We start from the raw sequence: 22,412 nt of genomic DNA, 5'->3' as shown, positions 1-22,412 counted from the left end.
CGTCTGAAAGGAGGACCTTTAAATGAGTCGTTTAAAAGAAAAGTACTCTCAGGAAATCGCTCCATCTCTAGTTGAGAAGTTCAAATACAGCTCAACTATGGCGGTTCCGAAACTTGATAAGATTGTCATCAACATGGGTGTTGGTGAAGCTGTTTCAAATGCAAAAGCACTTGATAAAGCTGTTGAAGAACTAACTGAGATTGCTGGTCAAAAGCCAGTTATCACAAAAGCAAAGAAATCTATTGCTGGATTTAAACTACGTGAAGGTATGCCAATCGGCGCTAAAGTTACACTTCGCGGACAACGCATGTATGATTTCCTTGATAAATTAGTTAGTGTTTCTCTTCCACGTGTACGTGACTTCCGTGGGATCTCAAAGAAAGCATTTGATGGTCGTGGTAACTACACACTTGGAGTTAAAGAACAACTAATTTTCCCTGAAATTAACTACGATAAAGTAGATAAAGTGCGTGGAATGGATATCGTCATCGTAACGACAGCTCAAACAGATGAGGAAGCACGTGAGTTGCTAACTCAAATGGGTATGCCGTTTCAAAAGTAATTAAGTCTTCTTGATTAGGAGGGAACACATTGGCGAAAAAATCAATGATCGCAAAACAAAAGCGTAAGCCAAAATTCAAAGTGCAGGAATATACACGTTGTGAAAAATGTGGACGTCCGCATTCAGTTATTCAGAAATTTAGACTTTGCCGTATTTGCTTTAAAGAACTCGCTTATAAAGGTCAAATTCCTGGCGTTAAAAAAGCAAGCTGGTAATACCTAGAACGGGAAGGAGGTAATTAAACATGGTTATGACAGATCCTATCGCAGATATGCTTACTCGTATTCGTAACGCGAACCTAGTTCGTCATGAGAAGCTTGAGCTGCCTGCTTCAACAATCAAGAAAGAAATTGCCGATATCTTGAAGCGTGAAGGTTTCATTCGCGATTTTGAATATATCGAAGACAGCAAACAAGGTGTGATTCGTATTTTCCTTAAATACGGTTCGACTAACGAGCGTGTAATCACAGGCCTTAAACGTATCAGCAAGCCAGGACTTCGTGTTTATGCTAAAGCTGAGGAACTTCCTCGCGTACTTGGCGGACTTGGTATTGCGCTTGTTTCAACATCAAAAGGCATTATGACAGACAAAGATGCTCGTCAACAGCAAGTCGGTGGAGAAGTACTGGCTTACGTTTGGTAAGAGTGTGTTTGAATCGAATGGAGGTGTAATGTATGTCCCGAGTTGGTAGAAAACCAATTGAAGTTCCTGGTGATGTTACAGTTACACTAGAAGGTACTTTTATTAAAGTAAAAGGTCCTAAAGGTGAACTGAGCCGCGATTTGCACCCGGACATGAAAGTAAATGTTGAAGAAAAAGAGATCACGGTTGAACGTCCGTCTGATCAAAAAGAGCACCGTGCTCTTCACGGAACGACTCGTAGCCTAATCAACAACATGGTTGAAGGAGTTACTAAAGGCTTCGAGCGTGGGCTTGAGCTTGTAGGTGTAGGTTACCGTGCATCTAAATCAGGAAACAAACTTGTTCTTAACGTTGGTTACTCTCACCCAGTTGAGATCGTACCAGCTGAAGGTATCGAAGTTGAAGTTCCTTCTAACACAAAAGTAGTTGTCAAAGGGATCGATAAGCAAGCTGTTGGAGCACTCGCTTCTAACATCCGTGCTGTTCGTCTACCTGAGCCTTACAAAGGTAAAGGAATTCGCTATGAAGGTGAAAATGTTCGCCGCAAAGAAGGAAAAACTGGTAAATAATTAATTAGCTAGCGAAAGGAATGACGTTTAATGATTACGAAGCCGAACAAAAATCAGGCACGTAAGAAAAGACACGCTCACGTTCGTCGCGCCATCACTGGTACGTCTGAACGTCCACGTCTTAACGTTTTCCGTTCTTCTAAACACATTTACGCTCAATTAATTGACGATGTAAATGGTGTGACAGTGGCTCAAGCTTCTTCTCTTGATAAAGAACTTGGCCTAGAGAACGGTGCGAACAAAGAAGCAGCTGAAAAAGTTGGTTCTCTAGTAGCAAAACGTGCAGTGGAAAAAGGACACGAGACAATCGTCTTTGACCGTGGCGGATATATCTATCACGGACGTGTACAAACTCTTGCAGATGCAGCGCGTGAAGCTGGTCTGAAATTCTAAGAAACAGATAAGGAGGGAAAATAAATGCGTCGTATTGACCCTAATACGTTAGAGCTTGAAGAAAAAGTCGTTACGGTTAACCGTGTAGCGAAAGTTGTAAAAGGCGGACGTCGTTTTCGCTTTGCTGCACTTGTTGTAGTTGGCGACAAAAACGGACACGTTGGTTTTGGTATGGGTAAAGCTCAGGAGGTTCCTGAAGCAATCCGTAAAGCTGTTGAGGACGCAAAAAAGAACCTTATCGAGGTTCCAGTTGTAGGTACAACAATTCCTCACCAAATTCTAGGACATTTCGGAGCGGGTAAAGTATTCCTTAAACCAGCTTCTGAAGGTACTGGAGTTATCGCTGGTGGTCCTGTACGTGCAGTACTTGAACTTGCTGGTGTAGGCGATATCCTATCTAAATCATTGGGATCTAACAACCCAATTAACATGGTACGTGCTACAATCCAAGGGCTATCAAACCTAAAACGTGCTGAAGAAGTTGCAAAACTTCGTGGCAAATCCGTAGAAGAACTCTTAGGATAAGGAGGGACATTAAATGGCTAAGCAATTAGAAATTACCCTCACGCGTAGTTTGATTGGTCGCCCTGAAGATCAGCGCGTTACCGTTAACACGCTAGGCTTACGTAAAATGCACCAAACGGTTGTTCAACGAGATAACGTTGCAATCCGTGGTATGGTTAACAAAGTAAGTCACTTGGTAACTGTTAAAGAAATCGAAGCATAATTAGCAATTTTTGAAAGAGGAGGTGTCGACATTGAAACTTCATGAGTTGAAGCCTGCAGAAGGTTCTCGTAAAGTTCGTAATCGCGTGGGCCGAGGAATTGGTTCTGGAAATGGTAAAACATCTGGTAGAGGCCATAAAGGTCAAAATTCACGTTCTGGTGGCGGAGTTCGTCCAGGATTTGAGGGTGGACAAAATCCACTTTACCGTCGTTTACCGAAACGCGGATTTACTAACCGTACTCGTAAAGAGTACTCAGTAATCAGTCTTGATGTACTTAATCGTTTTGACGCTGGTACAGAAGTTACTCCGGAACTTCTTATCGAGTCTAAAACAGTTAAGAACGTAAAAGACGGAATTAAAGTACTAGGTAATGGTACGCTAGATAAAAAGCTAACTGTGAAAGCAAACAAGTTTTCAGCATCAGCAGTTGAAGCGATTGAGGCAGCTGGCGGAAAAACCGAGGTGGTTTAATGTTCCGGACGATCTCCAACATTTTCCGAGTGGGTGATCTGCGCCGTAAGGTTATTTTCACCCTTCTTATGCTCATCGTTTTTCGTATCGGAAGCTTCATTCCAATCCCAGGTTCAAATAGTGACGTATTAACCTTCTTTGATGAAGCAAATGCGTTTGGCTTTTTGAACACCTTCGGGGGAGGGGCTTTAGGAAACTTCTCGATCTTTGCAATGGGCATTATGCCATATATTACAGCATCCATCGTTGTACAATTGTTACAAATGGACGTGGTACCTAAATTCACCGAGTGGGCAAAACAAGGTGAAGCGGGCCGCCGTAAGCTGGCACAGGTAACTCGTTATGGAACGATCGTTTTAGGTTTTGTTCAAGCACTAGGGATGTCAATTGGATTCAACTCGCTTGCACCTGGTTTGATTGAGAATCCAGGCATGACGACATATCTGTTTATTGCTTTGGTTCTTACAGCAGGTACAGCCTTTCTTATGTGGCTGGGTGAGCAAATCACCGCAAATGGTGTTGGAAATGGAATCTCTATTATTATATTTGCAGGTATTGCAGCAGGGATTCCAAATGGTCTTAACCAGTTATATACATCACAGATCGAGGGTGCGGGCGATGGATTATTCCTAAGCATTATCACACTTCTTGTTCTGGCAATTGCAGTTCTTTTGATTATCGTAGGAGTTATTTATATTCAACAGGCTCTTCGTAAAGTTCCTGTTCAATATGCAAAACGTCAAGTGAATAATCGTGCGACTACAGGTGGCCAATCGACTCACTTACCATTAAAGGTAAATGCGTCAGGGGTTATTCCAGTTATCTTTGCATCCGCACTTTTCTACTTCCCTGGAACCATTGCTGGTTTCTTTGGAGGAGAGAATGAGTTTGCAAGATCGGTAGTGAATATTTTTAAACCTAGTAACCCGTATGGTGCGATTGTTTTCGTGGTGTTAATTATTGCTTTTACGTACTTCTATACATTCATTCAGGTTAATCCAGAAAAAATGGCAGAAAATCTTAAGAAGCAAGGTGGATATATCCCTGGAATTCGTCCTGGAAAAACCACACAAAATTACTTAACACGCATCTTATATCGTTTGACTTTTGTTGGTTCATTGTTCCTTGCTGCAGTTGCAATTATCCCTGTTATTTTCATTCAAGTAATGAATCTGCCTGAAGCAATTCAAATTGGCGGTACAGGTTTACTGATTGTTGTTGGTGTAGCACTAGATACAATGAAACAGATAGAAGGGCAGTTAATCAAACGCTCATATAGAGGCTTCATTAAGTAAACATGCATCGGGGGTTAAACCCCGTTCGCTTGTTGTCGGGAGAACGGATGAGAGGGGACTCGTAATGAATCTAATGTTAATGGGACTGCCGGGTGCTGGTAAAGGGACTCAGGCAGAAAAAATCTCTAAGAAATATGAGATTCCTCATATTTCAACGGGAGATATGTTCCGAGCTGCGATCAAAGATCAGACTGAACTGGGAATGGAAGCTAAGTCCTTCATGGATGCAGGCAACCTTGTACCAGATGAAGTCACAATCGGTATAGTACGCGAGCGATTATCTCAGGATGATTGCAAAAAAGGGTTTCTATTAGACGGTTTCCCAAGAACAGTCGCTCAAGCAGAAGCGCTTGAAAACATTTTAGCTGAACAAGGACGTACGTTGGATTACGTACTATATGTTCACGTTCCTGAGCAATTGCTTATGGATCGTCTTACAGGACGTAGAGTGTCTACTTCTGGCCGCACATATCATGTTCTTTTTAACCCACCAAAGGTTGAAGGCAAAGATGATGTGGACGGTAGTGAACTGATTCAACGGGAAGACGACAAACCAGAAACTGTTAAAAAGCGTCTAGAGGTAAATATTGCGCAAACACAGCCGCTTATTGACTTCTATACTGAGAAAGAGTATCTTCAAACGATACACGGTGATCAAGAGATTGATCTTGTGTTTGAAGAGATTGATTCCCTGATTAAGGGACTCCATGCATGATTATTCTAAAAACCGAAAGGGAAATAGAAATTATGCGCGAAGCTGGTCGAATTGTGGCACTGACTCATCAAGAGCTTAAGCCACATATTAAGCCAGGAGTTACTACAGGTGAACTCGATCAAATTGCTGAGAGATTCATTCGCTCTCACGGAGCAACTCCTTCATTTTTGGACTATAACGGATTTAAAGGCAGTGTATGTGCTTCAGTAAATGAGGAACTGGTACATGGTATTCCCGGTGAGCGGGTCTTAAAAGATGGCGATATAATCAGTCTGGATATTGGTGCCTACCATAATGGATATCATGGTGACTCAGCATGGACATATGCCGTTGGCTCTGTTAGTGCTGAAGATTCGCAGTTATGTGATGTAACGGAGGCTGCACTTTATAAGGGCTTAGAACAAGCAAAGCCCGGTGCAAGAATTTCGGATATCTCACATGCTATTCAGAATTATGCCGAACCTCTTGGATTTCAGATTGTAAGGGAGTATGTCGGACACGGAGTCGGGCAAAACTTACATGAAGATCCACAAATTCCGAACTACGGACCTCCTGGAAAAGGCATTCGTCTTAAGAAGGGAATGGTACTAGCAATTGAACCAATGATTAACGCGGGTTCGAGATATGTTCGAACACTTGAAGATAATTGGACGGTTGTGACTGTAGATGGCAAAAAGTGCGCTCATTACGAGCACACCATTGCAATAACAGAAACAGGCTATGAAATTTTGACAAAAGCTTGATTTTATCAGTGAATAGTCGATTTTAATAGGCTTTAATGTTATTATAGGAATGTTAGGGGTTTTTTGTTTCAAGGAGCAAAACCCTCTTTTGATGAAACGTGCAATTCTAGGAATGACGTGCTAGTTGATATAGAACGATTTACTGAAGGGAGGAACCTTAGTACATGGCTAAAGAGGATGTTATTGAAGTAGAAGGAACGGTTATTGAACCACTTCCTAATGCAATGTTTCGTGTAGAACTTGAGAATGGTCACAAAATCCTCGCTCACGTATCAGGTAAGATTCGGATGCACTTCATCCGTATTCTTCCAGGAGATAAGGTCACAATCGAGCTGTCTCCATATGATCTGTCACGTGGACGAATCACTTATAGGTATAAATAACATCAAACAAGCACTGGCTTAACAAATGTTACAGCTGTGCGCTTCCTTACAGGAGGGGGTTATCTGTTATGAAGGTCAGTCCATCGGTAAAACCAATTTGCGAAAAATGCAAAGTCATTAAGCGCAAAGGTGTCGTAATGGTTATTTGCGAAAATCCGAAACACAAGCAAAAACAAGGTTAATTTATAAGGAGGTGCAGAACGTATGGCACGTGTTGCAGGTATTGATATTCCTCGCGATAAGCGAGTAGTAATCTCTCTTACTTACGTTTTTGGAATTGGTAAAGCGAAAGCTTCTCAAGTTCTAGCACAAGCTGGCGTATCAGAAGATACTCGAGTTCGTGATCTAACGGAAGAAGAGCTTGGTAAAATCCGTGAAGCATTAGAAGCTCATCAGGTTGAAGGGGATCTTCGTCGTGAAGTTTCACTAAACATTAAACGTTTAATTGAAATTGGTTCATATCGAGGCATTCGCCACCGTCGTAGTTTGCCAGTACGTGGGCAAAACTCTAAAAACAACGCTCGTACACGCAAAGGTCCACGTCGGACTGTAGCGAACAAGAAGAAATAAGTAAAGGAGGTCGAGGATAACTATGGCTAAGAAAACGAATACTCGTCCAAAGCGCCGGCAGAAGAAAAATATTGAATCTGGTGTGGCTCATATCCGCTCTACATTCAATAACACAATTGTGACTATCACAGATACGCAAGGTAACGCGATTTCATGGGCTAGTTCAGGAGCTCTTGGATTCAAGGGATCTCGTAAATCTACTCCATTCGCTGCTCAAATGGCTGCAGAAGCTGCTGCTAAAACGGCAATGGAACACGGAATGAAAACAATTGAGGTTTCTGTTAAAGGTCCTGGAGCTGGACGTGAAGCAGCAATTCGTTCTTTACAGGCAATTGGACTTGAAGTTAACATGATTAAAGATGTTACTCCAGTTCCACACAACGGCTGCCGTCCACCAAAACGTCGCAGAGTGTAACAGAATCACTCATTTGTATAGATTTCCTGTAAGTGTCAATAATGGATGAGACGATCACAATCCGATTGACCTGAAGGTGAAAGTTTGGATTTGCCTATGGGAGACCATTTAGGCAATCCATGCGGTCTACCGGAGTTCGACGTTTTGAAGGAGGGTTTGTTTAATGATCGAAATTGAAAAGCCAAATATTGAAACGGTTGAAGTTAGCGAAGACGCAAAATACGGTAAGTTTGTAGTAGAGCCCCTTGAAAGAGGATATGGTACAACACTAGGTAACTCTTTGCGCCGTATTCTATTATCATCTCTTCCGGGAGCAGCAGTTACAGCTGTTCAGATCGATGGTGTGTTACATGAATTCTCAACGATTGAAGGCGTTGTGGAAGACGTAACAACGATCATTCTGAACCTGAAAAAGCTTGCTCTTAAGATCTACTCTGAAGAAGAGAAGACGTTAGAGATTGATATTCAAGGTGAAGGAGTTGTCACTGCTGGTGATTTAACTCACGATAGTGATGTTGAAGTACTAAACCCAGATCTTCATATTGCTACATTGACAAAAGGTGCAAACCTGCACATGCGTCTATTAGCTAAACGTGGTCGTGGGTACGTATTGGCTGAAGGAAACAAGAATGACGATCAGCCAATTGGTGTTCTTCCAATCGACTCTATTTACACACCTGTTGCACGTGTAAACTATCAAGTTGAAAATACACGTGTGGGTCAAGTAACTAACTATGATAAACTAACCCTTGATGTTTGGACAGATGGAAGCACTCGTCCCGAGGAAGCTGTTTCTCTTGGTGCTAAAATCTTGAATGAACATCTCAATATTTTTGTAGGATTAACTGATCAAGCGCAAAATGCTGAAATCATGGTTGAAAAAGAAGAAGACCAGAAGGAAAAAGTACTTGAGATGACGATCGAAGAACTTGACCTATCTGTTCGTTCTTATAACTGTTTAAAACGTGCTGGCATTAACACGGTTCAAGAGCTAACACACAAAACAGAAGAAGACATGATGAAGGTACGTAACCTTGGTCGTAAATCATTAGAAGAAGTGCAAGAAAAGTTGGGTGAGCTAGGTTTAGGTCTTCGTAACGAAGAATAAGCCAGCCCCGGCCGTTTCTTTTACGGCTTCTATCTTTAATAAGCAACCGATACAATGGCAGTGATATGCTGTTGTTAGGTGATTTTTTCATGTTAAGGACTCTGCTCCAACGAGCAGGCTAAGGGAGGGAAATACACATGGCATACGCAAAACTTGGACGTGATAGTGCTGGTCGTAAAGCATTATTCCGTGATCTTGCTACAGATCTAATTATCAACGAGCGCATCGAAACAACGGAAGCAAAAGCGAAGGAGCTTCGTTCAATCGTTGAGAAAATGATTACTCTTGGTAAGCGTGGAGACTTGCATGCTCGTCGTCAGGCAGCTGCATTTGTTCGTCGTGAGGTAGCTGATACAGAAACGAATCAGGATGCAATCCAAAAGTTATTCGCTGATATCGCACCACGCTACGAGGAACGTCAAGGTGGATACACTCGTATTCTTAAAATTGGACCGCGTCGTGGAGACGGTGCACCAATGGTATACATTGAGCTTGTATAACTTGTAACGTTTATATGAGGCGACTAAGGGCAGAAGAGACTGTGAGCATTATTGCTCTGACTCTATTGCCCTTTTTTGTATTCAAAAAAGGGAGTTGAGTGGATGGCTGTACTCATTGATATCCAAGATCTGCACTTTCAGTACCCCGGGGCGAAGAGTCCTGTGATATCCGGTCTAGATCTAACGATTGAAGAAGGTGAGTTTGTTGCACTTGCCGGGCGAAATGGTTCTGGAAAATCAACGTTGGCACGTATCTTAAATGGGCAACTTCAAGGTACGGGTGGTTCCATTCTACTCGGTGGGGAACCACTCACTCCCACATCAGACAAGCAAGCCCAGCGACGGCGTATTGGCTACGTTTTTCAAAACCCTGATCATCAGTTTATTGGGGCAACCGTCTGGGATGATTTAGCATTTGGACTAGAGAATCACTCTGTTTCTCGTGAAAAGATGATTCAGCGTATGAATCACTATGTGAGTTTGCTCCGCTTAGAGGACTTACTTCATAAGGCTCCTCATCAGCTATCGGGGGGACAGAAACAGCGTGTCGGTCTGGCGGGAATTCTTGTTCTGAAACCAGCCATCATTATTTTAGATGAAGCGACAAGTATGCTTGATCCTAAAGGACGTCATGAGGTCATGGGGGCATTAAAAGAGATCTCTAATCAAGGCATCACGATTTTAATGATTACTCATGATATGGAAGAAGTCCTGGAAGCGGATCGGTTTGTTGTAATGGATCAAGGGGGAATTGTCGCTGACGACATTCCACTTGCGGTGTTTGATGATGAATCCTTACTTGAAACCACAGGTTTGAAACGACCGTTTGTTGTGGAGTTGCAACAAGAGCTTAGGAAGGCTGGTATACCATTCGATCGAGCCTGTCACTCTGAAAAGGAGTTGATTGATAGCCTATGCAGATTCAATTTACCGGTGTAAATCATCTGTACATGCCCAAAACACCTTTTCAGCACCTTGCCTTGAAACAAGTAAACCTGGAAATTCCTTCAGGTAGCTTTACCGTAGTAGTGGGTCCAACTGGCTCAGGTAAATCTACGCTCGTGCAGCATGTGAATGGGTTGCTCCATCCAACAGCAGGCGACGTTCAAGTAGGGGAACACCGATTAACATCTAAAAAAGATAAACGCTCTCTTCGCGCACTAAGGGAATCAATCGGCTTTCTTTTTCAATATCCAGAGCATCAGTTATTCGAAGAGACGGTTGAAAAAGAAATAATATTTGGTCCGATGAATTTCGGTGTGTTAAAAGAGGAGGCTGAAATCCGGGCAAGAGAGGTCTTGCCACAGGTTGGCCTTTCGACTGAGTTGCTTGCAGATTCCCCACTGAATCTATCAGGTGGGCAAATGCGTCGAGTTGCCATCGCATCGATTCTAGCGCAGCATCCTGAGGTTTTAATCCTAGATGAACCAGCAGCGGGACTTGATCCGGAAGGCAGGCAGCTCATACTAGATATGCTCTATACCTATCATACAAAGCATTCCCTTACCTCCATACTCGTTACACACCATATGGAAGACGCTCTACGATTCGCAGAGTATATGGTTGTCATGAATAAGGGATCAGTTTACTTGAGTGGCAAGCCAGAAGATGTATTCGGGCAGGCCTCTGCAATTAAGTCGATTGGGCTCGAACTGCCTGAAACCATTCGATTTATGCAGCAATTTAAACTGGCTACGAATCAACAAGAAGTCCCTTTTTTAAAAACGAGGGGTGAGGTCGTTGATTATATCGCTGAGTGCAGGGGGCGTGTGAAGTAGTGGCTTATTCAATTATTGGTCAATACGTACCAACTGAATCCTTTATTCATCGTCTTGATCCTCGTTCAAAGATTATTAGTGTCTTCACATTGGCGATCGTATTATTTTTAGCAGGAACGTTCCCGACCTTACTTTTTATGGCAGGGGTTAGCTTGATCCTAGCTTATCTTACACGTATACCATTCTATTACTATGTAAAAAGTATAAAACCGATTCTCGTCCTTATTAGCTTCTTTTTCCTCTTTCATTTGGTTTTTACTCGTGTTGGGACAGAGTGGTTTTCACTAGGAGCAATTGGGATTTACTCAGGCGGGGCAGTAAAAGGAGCGTTTGTTGCTTTGCGGATCCTGACGTTGTTAATGTTTGCCTCTTTTCTGACGTTAACAACAAAGGTTACCGACCTGACAGATGGGTTAGAATGGTTACTTTCTCCTCTGACACGACTGAAGATCCCTGTTCATGAAATGGTTTTGATGATGTCGATTGCCTTACGTTATATTCCGATCTTAACAGAGGAAACCGATAAGCTGACAAGAGCACAAGCAGCAAGGGGAGCTGATATTAAATCTGGACCGATTGTATCAAGACTTAAAGCATTACAGCCTTTGCTTCTGCCCCTTATCATTCAGTCGTTTAAGCGTGCGGATACAATGGCTCATGCGATGGAGGCACGTGGCTATCAACTTGGTGGGAAGAGAACATCACTAAGGGAGTTAACGTGGAAACGGCTTGATACGTGGACTCTCGGCTTCACTTTTTTTGCGGCAATTGGAATTATTTTATGGAAGTAAGGAGCAGGACTTATGCAACGGATTGCGTGTAAGGTTGAATACATTGGAACATCTTTTGCTGGGTATCAGGTGCAGCCAAATGGACGGACGGTGCAGGAAGAGCTTGAGCGTGCTCTTACGAAGCTTCATCGAGGCACACAGGTTAAGGTAGTCGCATCTGGTCGAACGGATGCAGGCGTCCATGCGGTGGGTCAGGTGATTCACTTTGACAGTCCAATGAGGATCCCAGGGGATCGGTGGTCAAAGGCCCTTAACCCATTGCTTCCTGCAGATATTCGTATCGCAGCAAGTCAACATGTCCCAGAGTCCTTTCATGCTCGATTCACCACAACGGGGAAACAGTACCGATACAAGGTCATCACTCGCGAAGACGTATTTATGAGAAACCGTGCGACGTATGTACCTGTACCTCTTGATCTTAACGCGATGAGAGAGGCTGCCGAACAGATTGTCGGGACCTATGACTTTAGTTCATTTTGTGCTGCAAACACATCTGTTCAGGACAAAGTTCGTTCTGTGACAAGATGTGAGATCATCCAAAGTGGACGCGAGCTTGAATTTATTCTCGAAGGTAATGGCTTTCTATACAACATGGTTCGAATTGCAGTTGGGACGTTACTTGAGGTTGGGGAAGGAAAGAGGAGTTCTGCTGATATGGAAGGAATCATTGCAGCAAAGGATCGAAATGCAGCAGGGAAAACCGCATCAGCGGACGGACTTTACTTATGGTCTGTAACGTATGCGGAGCCTTTGTTTCAACAGACTCACAAATAATGAAACACCCGGCAGAGTTTTTACAAGATGGTATTGACTTTGCCCGCTAGATATTATATGATGTTAAATGGTAATTCTTAAGACCCACTAGCCCCGGGTTACGGAATGGTAAGTAACCAATATACATTCAATGAACAACGAATAAAGAAAAATACGTTCTTAGGAGGGACAATCCATGCGTACAACATATATGGCAAAGCCAGGTCAAGTCGAGCGCAAATGGTATATCGTAGATGCAGAAGGACAAACACTTGGTCGTTTGGCTTCTGAAGTAGCATCAATTCTACGTGGTAAAAACAAACCAACTTTCACACCTCACATCGATACAGGTGATTTCGTGATCGTTATCAATGCTTCAAAGATTGAACTAACAGGTAACAAACTAAACGGTAAGATCTACTACCGCCACACAAACCACCCAGGTGGTCTTAAGCAGACAACTGCTAACGACATGCGTAACAACAAACCAGAGCGTATGATCGAACTAGCTGTTAAAGGAATGCTTCCGAAAAATACTCTTGGCCGTGCTCAAGGTATGAAGCTTCACGTTTATGCAGGTAACGAACACAAACATCAAGCTCAAAAACCAGAAGTTTACACACTTCGCGGTTAATCGATAGGAGGGTATTACATTGGCTCAAGTACAATATTATGGTACAGGTCGCCGCAAGCACTCTACTGCTCGTGTACGCCTTGTTCCCGGTGATGGAAATATCGTAGTAAACGGACGTTCTCTAGATGAGTATTTTGGTCTTGAAACACTAAAGCTTATCGTTAAACAACCACTTAACGAGATCGACGTAGTAGGACAATATGATGTACACGTAAACGTAGACGGCGGTGGATTCACTGGTCAAGCTGGTGCAATTCGTCACGGTATCTCACGTGCACTTCTAAAAGTTGATCCTGACAACCGTCCAGCTCTTAAAGCAGCAGGATTCTTAACTCGTGACGCACGTATGAAAGAACGTAAAAAATACGGTCTTAAAGCAGCACGTCGCGCACCTCAGTTCTCAAAACGTTAATATACTTGTTATATCAATGTTTACCCTCTTTGCTCATTGGAGCAGAGAGGGTTTTTTGTTTGTCTAGGAATAGAGTAGTTCTAGCATTAAAATAGATTACTTACTATGAAAACATAATAATCGATTAATAATCTTAATACTCATATATCTCATCTCTTATTTGATTAATAATCTCTACTTCATCTTTCTCAAACCAACCTTCTCTTATAACATGAGTTTTTACTGCTTCCGGATTAGATGAATAAGCGACAATTGCAAGACTTTTTTTTGCACGGCTGCATGTGACGTAAAATAATCGCCTTGTTCTATCAATACCAGTATCTTTTCCTTCACTTTCGTTTTTAATATCTGTCTCTGTTTTTTCTTTTACTCCAAATAGTTTTTCGTAACTGAATAAGAAGCCACGTGCACTGTTATCGTCGATTATTACCATTACTCTTGAAAACTCCGACCCCTTTACACCTTGGTGTGTCATAAAATTTGATTTTCCGTTTACGTATTCATCATATTTAACAATTTGACTAAATGGCACTTTTAAACTTTCACTCCAAGTCTTATATAACTCTTTATTATCATTAACTAAATCTTCTTTTTCATCTAGGGTATCCTCTAAAAGAGAAATAGGGTATAAACTATCTGGGATATCAAAGAGGTTTAACTTTGCTACACAACGCAAAACATCTGAACAAAGGGGATCCTCTTCTTTATCCCATAAAGAAAAAAATTCGCTTACACATTCTTGAGTTTTTTTAAATTGCAGTAATTGATCTTTTTCGTCTCTTATTGAATTTATTAAAGGAGAGTACTTTCGTATAATCCTAGTGATTTTAAACGTATCTTTATTTTTGTAAGCATTCAACATCGGCAAAATAATCTTTGTGAAGAAATTTATTTCCCTAAGTGAACCTTCTAATAAACCAGTTTTTAATTGCTCTACTTCATAAATTGGCCTGAATAAATCAGAAAACCCTAACCTATCTGCAGCCATGTGATGTTCTAGAATTAATGACGTATAATTTGCAGCGGGACCAGTCCAATCAAGATCTTTAGTATAGTCAGCCATCAGCTTTGCTGCTATAGCTTCTGCACTTCTCTGATTAGTTGTTGTAGGAAAGATAAACATACGTACAAAACCATCTTCTTTGTCAGTTCTTTCTTTCTGTCTTTGGTCATCAATATTGGAACGAATTTTATTAATTAACTTAACAACTCTTGGTGGGCAACGATGATTCATAACTTTAGCTGGCTTAACCCAACGTGCAGGTAAATCAATACCTAAGTCTTCTTTGCCATCGGAATAAATTCTTTGCATTGTATCACCAAATAATCCTAATATAAATGAGGTGCTGTGCTCATTTTCAACTTTAAAAAGTGCATTAATAAGATTCTTGTTAGTATCTTGACTCTCATCAATTAAAAGAACTGGATATTTCTTTATTAATATCTTTTGCATTAGAGGTTTTAAAGCTAAAAAATAAGTTCCGATGCTAATGACCTCATGATGGCTTAATGAATCTCTTCTTATGTTTTCTCCATTTGGATTATAGGTAAATTTATTTATTTCTTTTAGAGAATTCAAACGTCTAGCTTTTTTCTCAATGCTTCTTTTTCTATTTGCAAATGCTTGTGTACCTAGTCGTCCGGTTAATTGTTTTTTTTCTAATTCTTCTATTTGCTCTCGAAGAGTGTTATATAACCAGTCTTTAATATCTTTATTAAAATCCCTAATTAAATCCCATACAAACGAATGTATTGTAGAAACAGAAAAAAGGGGATCAAAGTCTAGACGACTTTCAATTTCGTTGCATGCATTATTTGTGTAAGTGATAATTGCAACTCTTTGACCTTTATTTTGCAGTTGTTTGTAATTTTCATTTCGAAACTTACTTAATACGGTTACTAAAGAGCTTGTTTTTCCTGAACCAGCACCAGCAAATAAGAAAAAGCTTTTAGGATTCTGTAAATTTAAGCAATTAATAATCTCATCATCTACATGAGCGTCTATTAAATCATTAGTATTTTCATCTGAATTTCCCATTAAACTTTCACCTCATCTGCAACATCATCATAAGTATTAGAGTCTTGGATAACATAATCTGCTTGTCCAGACTTTAACTTCTCATCTAACCAAGACAGTCCTTCTTTAATATATTCTGGCATTTTTAATTTTTTTGGATCCTCTAAGTAAATTAATTCTAGAGCAAATTCTGCTTTCTTTCCGCCTCTTAAATCATCGAAAAATTGTCTTCCTAAGTCAGATATAGAGCCTTTATTGTTAATTGCATTATTAAATTTTTTTATTAAACCATTCCCCTTAAGGTTCTTAAAGAGAGATAAATTCTCATAAACTATTGCATCTTCAAAGGTATAAGGAATTACTTCTACTTTGTCTTGATTTAAGAATGAGATTTTCTGTGGATATTGATAAGCTACTCTAACAAGAAAAGTACCATTAGAGTAGTTCTCAACTTTTTTTTCATATTCTAAGTTCAGTAAATCATCAAGATTAGTTTTTTTTGGTAACCAGCTTTTTAATGTATCGTTTGCCGTTATATAACCCTTATTCCTATCAGGGAATATAGCTTTATTACTGTTAGTTGGATCCGCTGAATCTATATCAGTTATTATTAGAGTAGTTAAGCCTAGATGTTCAATTAATGATCTTAAAGTGTGAGCATGACTTCCACCAATTTCGAGTAACGAAATATATTTTTGATTTAATTCATTAAAATGATTTCGAATAAAGTGGGGAACCAACATTCTTTCTGCAGGACCTTCTACAAGGATCGCGGCATCTGCAAAAAACAGGTCACAATGAGTTGATTGAAGATATCTTGTTACAAATCGCTCTGTAACATTACCTTCTCCAAAGACTTTTGAAAGGTTAACAACTGTAGATGTTGGTATTTCGGTCTGACTTGTTGATTGTTTTCTTCGGAAATATCTCAAACAAGAAAAAGGCATTTCATGAGCAATATGACCTGAATGCGTACTAACAATTAATTGAGTTTGAAGATTCTTTGAATCCCCTAGATCAGGGTGGTTTCTTAAGACTGTGTAAGCTTGGCGTATAAAAACTTGTTGTACTTGAATGTGTAAGTGAGCTTCAGGTTCTTCTACTAACACAAGATGTAGCGGGGGCATGTAGAATTCTTCTAAATTACTTGGCATTTCCCTTGAGACCTTTCCTACTTGCATCCATTCATCTCTAAATCGCATTAGTTTAAAAATCATAGAGATTAAATTTTGATAACCTAATCCATTATAATTTTCAGGTAATCTCAATTTTGGATTATTTAACGAACTATTATACGGCATTAAGTCAAATTGAACAGCTGAGCTATGATTAAGTCCATCTACGGGCTTTATCTTAGTTGATATGGTTATTTTAGGATTTGAAAACCCAGGATAACCTAATGTTTCAAGTTCATCTAACGACTTTTTAAATCCTTGCTCTAATTTAGTATCAAAACTTTTCTGAGCCGCTTCTATAGCTTGTAGAGCTCCTAAATCAGTAGATTCTGGAGATCTCTCTGGATTTAAATGGACATTATAGTACCGTCTCAACTGTGACGAGAGATTTCCTGCTAAAATACTTGAATTTTCGTCTTCGTCTGCTTTATTTACCGAGTCTGAAAAACCTCTTTGTGCATTTATATGATGTACAAGGAATAATTTTTTAAATGGATCGCCTTCTATAGGTTCACTTCCTAAAGGTAAAACTTGCGGATAAGCATAACCATCTATAGGAGAATTACATTTTTGGGGATCAAGTATATATGCTTTAACTGTGAAATGAGAATGAAATTTTCGGTTCAGGTAATCTTGTAAATCTTTCGGCCATAAGGTTAATTTGCTTCCTGATGTTAACTCCGCTTTTCCTAATAGATCTGCTATAGATTTTTTATTATCTTTGAAACTTCTATAAAGTTCTTTAATATCTTTAGGCTCAAGCTTTAAACGAACACCAAGGAGCCCTCCTTCCCAATCTAATGAAGGGATCAGGTTGGTAACGTAATGTACTTCATCTTCTTCAACATGTAACCAAACATCCATAGTTGGTGATAAACATCCTAATTCGTCATTAGACAATTCATAATTGGTTTCTGAATCAGTAAGCCACCTTTCTCCTATTTTATTAATTTCAATCCAATTTGATAATGTGAAGTCATTAATAGTGAATTGATTTTTTTCATCTAAAAATTTTACTAGAGCATTCATAGCGGTGGTTTTTCCACTATTATTTGCACCAACAAACAATGTTGTTTGATTAGTAAATTCAATTCGACAGGACTTTAATCTTCTGTAGTTTTGAACTTCCACAAAATTAATTTTCATTTCTTGGCCTCCTGAAATAAATTAATCGATAGAGTATAATGTGGTTAACTATTCTAATTATATAAACCATGTAATTTACTTATTTACCTCTAGAACTTTCTAAAATATATAATTCGACTGTGATTAATAAAATCCTACAAAAATTTATAATTTTATCTAGGGTTTTTAGTTTATTGAAACAGTTTCTAACTCGGTTTTCAGTCGACTTTCGACATAGACTTACATACTTTTAACATCATCCCTACATTCCATTTACATACAGTCTCTAAACTTTATAGTGGATAAACGTATTCATTATAAAAGGAGAGATAATCAAAGGATATGAAATCAACTAAAAAAAGATCGGCGCTCTTTCTACTTTCAGTCTTAACAATGGGATCGTTTGGGCTCACAGCCGAGGCCAGCGCTCAATTCGCAAAACCTTCAAAACCACAGGGAACATCGGATGAGTGGAAAACCGATGCACTGGAAGAAGAACAAGCATTATCAGCAGTAGATCACGGAGGAAATGCGGACGATGATCAATTAAAGAATATTGCTGCGACTAACCCTTTTATACATATTTTAGATGGCTTTGAGCATGTTTGGTCTATGAACCAGCCAGCTTGGAGAGACGGTACAGCTTTAACTGAACCAGGTGAAAATGGTGAGGTTGCTGATTATGGTGATGGACCAACAGTTTATTTTGATGGGTACAAAAATGATCAGTCAAAGGTAGTAGCAGATAAGAAAACCTTTGCGAACACTGAAATTAGAGATGCAGCTACGTGGGAAGCGAATATTCGTTATGTTGAGCAAGTAACGAATAATCGAACGACTGAGGAAGCGTTAGCGGCGTATTATGATGATCAACGAGATAAGATCTACAGTATGATGGATGGGTTTGGACCTTTAGCCAATACATATGTCGATATTGTTAACCCAAAAACAAATGTAATCCGGTCAGCTGAAGAGATGGATAAGCTGTTGGAGGAAACAACAGTTGAAGATGAATCCCAGGGGATGGGCATATGGGAAGGGACTAAGCTAGAAGATACATTGGATCTAGTAGATTTAATTCGATTTAGGAACCCTTCATCTTCTAACCCTTCTAAATACTTTTACTCCTCTCCAAGACCATACAGAATGAATTCAAATGGTGAAGTCATTGAGGTCGTTGATGAAAATGGTTTGGCTGTGTGGGACACAATCGGTAGTGGGGAAGGCTCGGAGGAAGAGCTCCCATCTGGCGGTAAAAAAGAGACAGGGGAACGACACTACCAGCAGTATGAGACCAAGGTAAACGTCATTCCCGCACTTGAATATGTGAAGAGAATTGCAGAGGACGGAATTGGCAAAGATGGAGCCTTTCCGAGTGGACATACGAGTGCCGCTTATTTATCATCCTTTGGATTTGCGTACTCAACACCAGAACGATATGCGGAGTTTTTAACAAGAGCAGCTCAAATGGGAGAAAATCGAATTGTGACTGGTATGCATTCTCCTCTTGATGTCATCGGAGGAAGAATTCAATCGACCGCAATGACTGCGTATGCCTATAATCTAGAGGAGAACCAAGAGGTATTGGATAAGGCATATCAAAATACAGGTGACGTATTCGGAGCATTAGCTGAATCAAACGATGTGAGTCTTTACGAATATGCGCATACTGTTACAGAGGATTATACGTTTGAAAATGCATACGATGAAGAGGCTTGGGAGGATCATGAAGCCAATAAAGCATTTTATCGTGAGAAGCTAACATACGGGTTACCTCAAACGGGTACAAAAGGATTAGATCCTGTTGTACCTAAAGGGGCAGAAGTATTACTTGAAACCCGTCAGCCTTATTTAGATGATCAACAACGTAGAGAAGTGTTGTATACAACAGAAATAGATTCAGGCTATCCAGTACTAGATGAATCCTATGGTTGGGGTCGAATAGATTTGGTTACAGCGTCTGATGGTTATGGTGCATTTCTCGGCAACGTAACTGTAGACATGGATGCAACAAAAGGAAGATTTCATGCGCAGGATTGGTGGAGAAATGACATCACTGGCGACGGGATGCTCACTAAAAAAGGAACTGGAACCCTCACATTAACAGGAGATAACAGCTATGCTGGAGGAACATTACTGCAGGGAGGAACCCTCGAAGCTACTTCTGAGGCAGCTTTTGGTGCGGGCGACCTTTATATTGAGGATGGGACGGTTTTAGTGAATGGAGAGAAGCCTCTGAATGTAGCGGGGAATGTAACCATGGACGCTGGAAACTTAGAAATCGTAATGGATGATAATACAACGCCACTCACTGTAGATGAAGTGTTATATCTTGATGGTGGAGATCTAGAACTCAACCTAGCTAATTATGAAGCAGGTCACGACACTAAGGTGACATTAATTACTGCTGATAAAGTAGAAGGTTCATTTGATCAAGTAGTAGCACCTGGATATAGTGTTACTGTAATGTATGAAGAAGATCGAGTGATTGCTCATCTGTTAGCAGACGATAGTAACAAACTCCCTGACACGGCCACAACAGTTCCAACGTATTTGCTAGTAGGAATTTTGATTACGTTAAGTGGTGGATTCTTACTCATTACAAGAAGAAGAACAGCATAACGTTTAGTCTAAAGCATCGGTTTCTTGCCGGTGCTTTTTTCTAATATGATTCTTGCTATAATAATAAGAAATGATTTTTTCTAGAAGTAAGGAGTTGTATTAAATGGATATCCAAAAAAGCTCATCAAATGCAGAAACCATTCTATCTCAAATCAATGACCAGACAAAGCTTGGCGATCTACGAAAGATGGCAAAGGATATTAAAAAAGACCATGGATTAGCAATGGAGCTATGGTCATCTGGAAGGTTTTCAGCCAGACTGTTAGCTGTTTTAATCATGGATAAGAAGCTCCTTTCACAGGATGTGCTCGATAAGCTTGATACGGATATGCAGACTCATCCCTTAGATGAACGAAATAACTTAGTGGATTGGTTAATGGCGAATCAGCTTTCAAAAGACAAGAAGACTATAGCTTTGATGGAATCATGGGAGCATAGTCCTTCTGCTCTTCAAAGGAGGATCTTCTGGTATTATCAAGCGCGATTAAGGTGGACTGGTAAAACGCCACCGGATAACACCGAAGAGTTACTTTCTGCAATCGAAGCAAATATGGAAGAGGAAGAGCTGGAAGTACAGTGGGCGATGAATTTCACTGCAGGCTGGATCGGCATTTATGATGAAACGTACAGAGAACGTTGTATAAAAATAGGCGAGCAAACAGGTCTATATAAGGGTGACGTGGTTTCAAAAGGATGTACGCCTAATTATTTGCCGGAGTTCATATCGATTGAAGTGGATAAACGAATGAATAAATGACGTTTACGAAAAACCTTCTTTGCGTGTTAGAAAAAGGAGGATTTTTTGTATAGCAAAAAATTTTATAAAAAAAGATGAACGATTCCCCAAAGCTATTCGTATTACAACTAGACTATGAGTGTATGGAGTAGATCTGATGGATGAAAAGGACTTGATACAAAAGGCGAAAAAGGGAGATTCACTGGCACTCTCAACCTTATTGCAGCAAAATTACTCGTTTCTCTTAAAGTATTTAATGAAAGTGACCCTTCATCCACAAATGGCCGAGGACCTAACACAGGAAACGATGATGAAGAGTGTGGAGAAGATTCACCTCTATAACGGTGAGTCCAAATTCTCTTCCTGGCTTATGACCATCGCGTCCAACCTGTTCATTGATCTCAAACGAAGGAAAAAGCGTGAGAGGCAATGGCTTGAACAGGAGCAGGTGATTCGGCAAATGAAATGGAATGCGGCTAACCAAAATGACGAGTGGACGGACGTTCTTGATGTTCTTGCCGAGCTTAGTGGAGAGATCCGTATGCCGATTGTGTTAAAGCATTACTATGGATATTCCTATGAGGAGATTGGAAAGATGATGGGTATTGCAGAGGGGACCGTTAAATCGAGGGTGTCCAATGGGTTAAAGCGTGTGCGAAAGGAGTTGGATCGTCTTGAAGAATGATAAGAATAGCCAGGAACCATACGAGAGCGAAGAGGCCAAGATGGCTAAGCAAGTGAATGATGGCTTGGAGAAAGTAGACAAGTGGCATACCGTATCCACGCCAAATCTTCAGTGGTTTCAGCAACAAGTGGAACTCGAGAAAAAAAGAGTTCACAAAAAACGATGGAAAGAGTTAATTGTGTTTATCTTTATCGCCATCTTTATTTTGTCAGTTGGAATGGCCGTTGTCTATCGTGAGCCAATCGTCTTTCTGTATGTGCAGCTGATTGGACTGATTCTCTTACCGATTGCTCTGTACAAGCCAAGAAGGAAGGTTAGTCACGAATGAATACGAATGAATTAAGTAGTATCCCGCCGTGGTTAGCCATTCTTATCGCACTCACTCTCATCTGCCAGGGTTCCTGGATGTTTTGGGATGCAAGGAAGAGGGGTCACAATGCATGGCTTTGGGGCTTTTTGGGTCTGATTCAATTTCCAACGTATCTTGTGATTTACCTTATTTTCGTACGAAAGCTATTAAAAAGAAAGACTTCAGGACCTGGATCCTGAAGTCTTTTTTGTTGCTAGTGAACGATTCCCTTGATCTATT

30 protein-coding genes are annotated in these 22,412 nt (G+C 40.4%); 28 read left to right on the top strand and 2 right to left on the bottom strand.

Annotated elements, in window-relative coordinates; genetic code table 11:
- Nucleotides 1-22: 22 nt before the first annotated feature.
- From rplE to rpsI, 23 genes are all read left to right on the top strand, one after another.
- Nucleotides 23-562, top strand: a complete 540-nt coding sequence (gene rplE / locus ACQKKO_RS17595; protein ID WP_203090896.1) for a 50S ribosomal protein L5 — start codon at nucleotides 23-25, stop codon at nucleotides 560-562.
- A gap of 29 nt (nucleotides 563-591) precedes the next feature.
- On the top strand, nucleotides 592-777 hold the full coding sequence (locus ACQKKO_RS17590; RefSeq protein WP_498649500.1) for a type Z 30S ribosomal protein S14: 186 nt from the start codon (nucleotides 592-594) through the stop codon (nucleotides 775-777).
- 29 nt (nucleotides 778-806) lie between these two features.
- Nucleotides 807-1,205: a 30S ribosomal protein S8 gene (gene rpsH / locus ACQKKO_RS17585; protein WP_203090898.1), complete on the top strand. Its 399-nt coding sequence runs from the start codon at nucleotides 807-809 to the stop codon at nucleotides 1,203-1,205.
- A 32-nt stretch (nucleotides 1,206-1,237) separates the two neighbouring features.
- Nucleotides 1,238-1,774, top strand: coding sequence for a 50S ribosomal protein L6 (gene rplF, locus ACQKKO_RS17580; protein WP_497939171.1), 537 nt, complete (start codon nucleotides 1,238-1,240; stop codon nucleotides 1,772-1,774).
- Between the two features lie 30 nt (nucleotides 1,775-1,804).
- Nucleotides 1,805-2,167 (top strand): 50S ribosomal protein L18, encoded by a 363-nt coding sequence (rplR, locus tag ACQKKO_RS17575; protein WP_498649497.1) that lies wholly within the window; start codon nucleotides 1,805-1,807, stop codon nucleotides 2,165-2,167.
- 24 nt (nucleotides 2,168-2,191) lie between these two features.
- The gene (rpsE, locus tag ACQKKO_RS17570) at nucleotides 2,192-2,692 is read left to right on the top strand and encodes a 30S ribosomal protein S5 (RefSeq protein WP_498649495.1); all 501 of its coding nucleotides are present in this window, start codon (nucleotides 2,192-2,194) and stop codon (nucleotides 2,690-2,692) included.
- A 13-nt stretch (nucleotides 2,693-2,705) separates the two neighbouring features.
- On the top strand, nucleotides 2,706-2,894 hold the full coding sequence (gene rpmD / locus ACQKKO_RS17565) for a 50S ribosomal protein L30 (RefSeq protein ID WP_203090902.1): 189 nt from the start codon (nucleotides 2,706-2,708) through the stop codon (nucleotides 2,892-2,894).
- Between the two features lie 31 nt (nucleotides 2,895-2,925).
- Nucleotides 2,926-3,366 carry a 50S ribosomal protein L15 gene (rplO, locus tag ACQKKO_RS17560; RefSeq protein WP_343128931.1) on the top strand — a complete coding sequence of 147 codons (441 nt, stop codon included), beginning with the start codon at nucleotides 2,926-2,928 and terminating at the stop codon, nucleotides 3,364-3,366.
- On the top strand, nucleotides 3,366-4,661 hold the full coding sequence (secY, locus tag ACQKKO_RS17555) for a preprotein translocase subunit SecY (protein WP_498649492.1): 1,296 nt from the start codon (nucleotides 3,366-3,368) through the stop codon (nucleotides 4,659-4,661). The genes rplO and secY overlap by 1 nt, the downstream gene beginning before the upstream one ends.
- 64 nt (nucleotides 4,662-4,725) lie before the next feature.
- A complete protein-coding gene (locus tag ACQKKO_RS17550; RefSeq protein WP_498649490.1) occupies nucleotides 4,726-5,376 on the top strand; it encodes an adenylate kinase in 651 nt (216 codons plus the stop codon).
- Entirely contained in the window at nucleotides 5,373-6,119 is a 747-nt protein-coding gene (map, locus tag ACQKKO_RS17545) for a type I methionyl aminopeptidase (RefSeq protein WP_498649488.1), read from the top strand. Before ACQKKO_RS17550 ends, map begins: the two co-directional genes overlap by 4 nt.
- 164 nt (nucleotides 6,120-6,283) lie before the next feature.
- Nucleotides 6,284-6,502 (top strand): translation initiation factor IF-1, encoded by a 219-nt coding sequence (gene infA / locus ACQKKO_RS17540; protein WP_498649486.1) that lies wholly within the window; start codon nucleotides 6,284-6,286, stop codon nucleotides 6,500-6,502.
- A 68-nt stretch (nucleotides 6,503-6,570) separates the two neighbouring features.
- Complete coding sequence (gene rpmJ / locus ACQKKO_RS17535) at nucleotides 6,571-6,684, top strand: 50S ribosomal protein L36 (RefSeq protein ID WP_143850501.1); 114 nt, start codon at nucleotides 6,571-6,573, stop codon at nucleotides 6,682-6,684.
- Nucleotides 6,685-6,706: 22 nt separating this feature from the next.
- A complete protein-coding gene (rpsM, locus tag ACQKKO_RS17530; protein ID WP_203090907.1) occupies nucleotides 6,707-7,072 on the top strand; it encodes a 30S ribosomal protein S13 in 366 nt (121 codons plus the stop codon).
- 22 nt (nucleotides 7,073-7,094) lie between these two features.
- Nucleotides 7,095-7,487: a 30S ribosomal protein S11 gene (gene rpsK / locus ACQKKO_RS17525; protein WP_203090908.1), complete on the top strand. Its 393-nt coding sequence runs from the start codon at nucleotides 7,095-7,097 to the stop codon at nucleotides 7,485-7,487.
- Between the two features lie 163 nt (nucleotides 7,488-7,650).
- Nucleotides 7,651-8,595, top strand: a complete 945-nt coding sequence (locus ACQKKO_RS17520; protein ID WP_203090909.1) for a DNA-directed RNA polymerase subunit alpha — start codon at nucleotides 7,651-7,653, stop codon at nucleotides 8,593-8,595.
- 137 nt (nucleotides 8,596-8,732) lie between these two features.
- Nucleotides 8,733-9,095, top strand: coding sequence for a 50S ribosomal protein L17 (rplQ, locus tag ACQKKO_RS17515; RefSeq protein WP_343128935.1), 363 nt, complete (start codon nucleotides 8,733-8,735; stop codon nucleotides 9,093-9,095).
- 102 nt (nucleotides 9,096-9,197) lie between these two features.
- Entirely contained in the window at nucleotides 9,198-10,034 is an 837-nt protein-coding gene (locus ACQKKO_RS17510; RefSeq protein WP_498649483.1) for an energy-coupling factor transporter ATPase, read from the top strand.
- Entirely contained in the window at nucleotides 10,010-10,873 is an 864-nt protein-coding gene (locus tag ACQKKO_RS17505; protein WP_498649481.1) for an energy-coupling factor transporter ATPase, read from the top strand. Before ACQKKO_RS17510 ends, ACQKKO_RS17505 begins: the two co-directional genes overlap by 25 nt.
- Entirely contained in the window at nucleotides 10,873-11,664 is a 792-nt protein-coding gene (locus ACQKKO_RS17500; RefSeq protein ID WP_498649479.1) for an energy-coupling factor transporter transmembrane component T family protein, read from the top strand. The genes ACQKKO_RS17505 and ACQKKO_RS17500 overlap by 1 nt, the downstream gene beginning before the upstream one ends.
- Nucleotides 11,665-11,676: 12 nt before the next feature.
- Entirely contained in the window at nucleotides 11,677-12,438 is a 762-nt protein-coding gene (gene truA, locus ACQKKO_RS17495) for a tRNA pseudouridine(38-40) synthase TruA (protein WP_498649477.1), read from the top strand.
- Between the two features lie 175 nt (nucleotides 12,439-12,613).
- The gene (rplM, locus tag ACQKKO_RS17490) at nucleotides 12,614-13,051 is read left to right on the top strand and encodes a 50S ribosomal protein L13 (protein ID WP_203090915.1); all 438 of its coding nucleotides are present in this window, start codon (nucleotides 12,614-12,616) and stop codon (nucleotides 13,049-13,051) included.
- Nucleotides 13,052-13,070: 19 nt separating this feature from the next.
- The gene (gene rpsI, locus ACQKKO_RS17485) at nucleotides 13,071-13,463 is read left to right on the top strand and encodes a 30S ribosomal protein S9 (protein WP_498649474.1); all 393 of its coding nucleotides are present in this window, start codon (nucleotides 13,071-13,073) and stop codon (nucleotides 13,461-13,463) included.
- 133 nt (nucleotides 13,464-13,596) lie between these two features.
- On the opposite strand, the gene ACQKKO_RS17480 is transcribed toward rpsI, so the two are convergent.
- Nucleotides 13,597-15,501 carry a UvrD-helicase domain-containing protein gene (locus ACQKKO_RS17480; RefSeq protein WP_498649472.1) on the bottom strand — a complete coding sequence of 635 codons (1,905 nt, stop codon included), beginning with the start codon at nucleotides 15,499-15,501 and terminating at the stop codon, nucleotides 13,597-13,599.
- A complete protein-coding gene (locus ACQKKO_RS17475; RefSeq protein ID WP_498649470.1) occupies nucleotides 15,501-17,801 on the bottom strand; it encodes an AAA family ATPase in 2,301 nt (766 codons plus the stop codon). Before ACQKKO_RS17475 ends, ACQKKO_RS17480 begins: the two co-directional genes overlap by 1 nt.
- A gap of 321 nt (nucleotides 17,802-18,122) precedes the next feature.
- Here ACQKKO_RS17475 and ACQKKO_RS17470 point away from each other — a divergent pair, with 321 nt between their 5' ends.
- From ACQKKO_RS17470 to ACQKKO_RS17450, 5 genes are all read left to right on the top strand, one after another.
- Complete coding sequence (locus tag ACQKKO_RS17470) at nucleotides 18,123-20,402, top strand: phosphatase PAP2 family protein (protein WP_498649469.1); 2,280 nt, start codon at nucleotides 18,123-18,125, stop codon at nucleotides 20,400-20,402.
- Between the two features lie 103 nt (nucleotides 20,403-20,505).
- The gene (locus tag ACQKKO_RS17465) at nucleotides 20,506-21,159 is read left to right on the top strand and encodes a DNA alkylation repair protein (RefSeq protein ID WP_498649467.1); all 654 of its coding nucleotides are present in this window, start codon (nucleotides 20,506-20,508) and stop codon (nucleotides 21,157-21,159) included.
- Between the two features lie 136 nt (nucleotides 21,160-21,295).
- A complete protein-coding gene (gene sigY / locus ACQKKO_RS17460) occupies nucleotides 21,296-21,823 on the top strand; it encodes an RNA polymerase sigma factor SigY (protein ID WP_498649466.1) in 528 nt (175 codons plus the stop codon).
- Entirely contained in the window at nucleotides 21,813-22,151 is a 339-nt protein-coding gene (locus ACQKKO_RS17455; RefSeq protein ID WP_498649464.1) for a YxlC family protein, read from the top strand. Before sigY ends, ACQKKO_RS17455 begins: the two co-directional genes overlap by 11 nt.
- Nucleotides 22,148-22,372 (top strand): sigma-Y antisigma factor component, encoded by a 225-nt coding sequence (locus tag ACQKKO_RS17450; RefSeq protein WP_498649462.1) that lies wholly within the window; start codon nucleotides 22,148-22,150, stop codon nucleotides 22,370-22,372. Before ACQKKO_RS17455 ends, ACQKKO_RS17450 begins: the two co-directional genes overlap by 4 nt.
- Nucleotides 22,373-22,412: the final 40 nt, after the last annotated feature.

It is taken from the genome of Alkalihalobacillus sp. NPDC127517 (assembly GCF_050276055.1).
GTDB lineage: Bacteria > Bacillota > Bacilli > Bacillales > Bacillaceae_D > Alkalicoccobacillus.
This window is presented reverse-complemented; position numbering and strand designations above follow the sequence as displayed.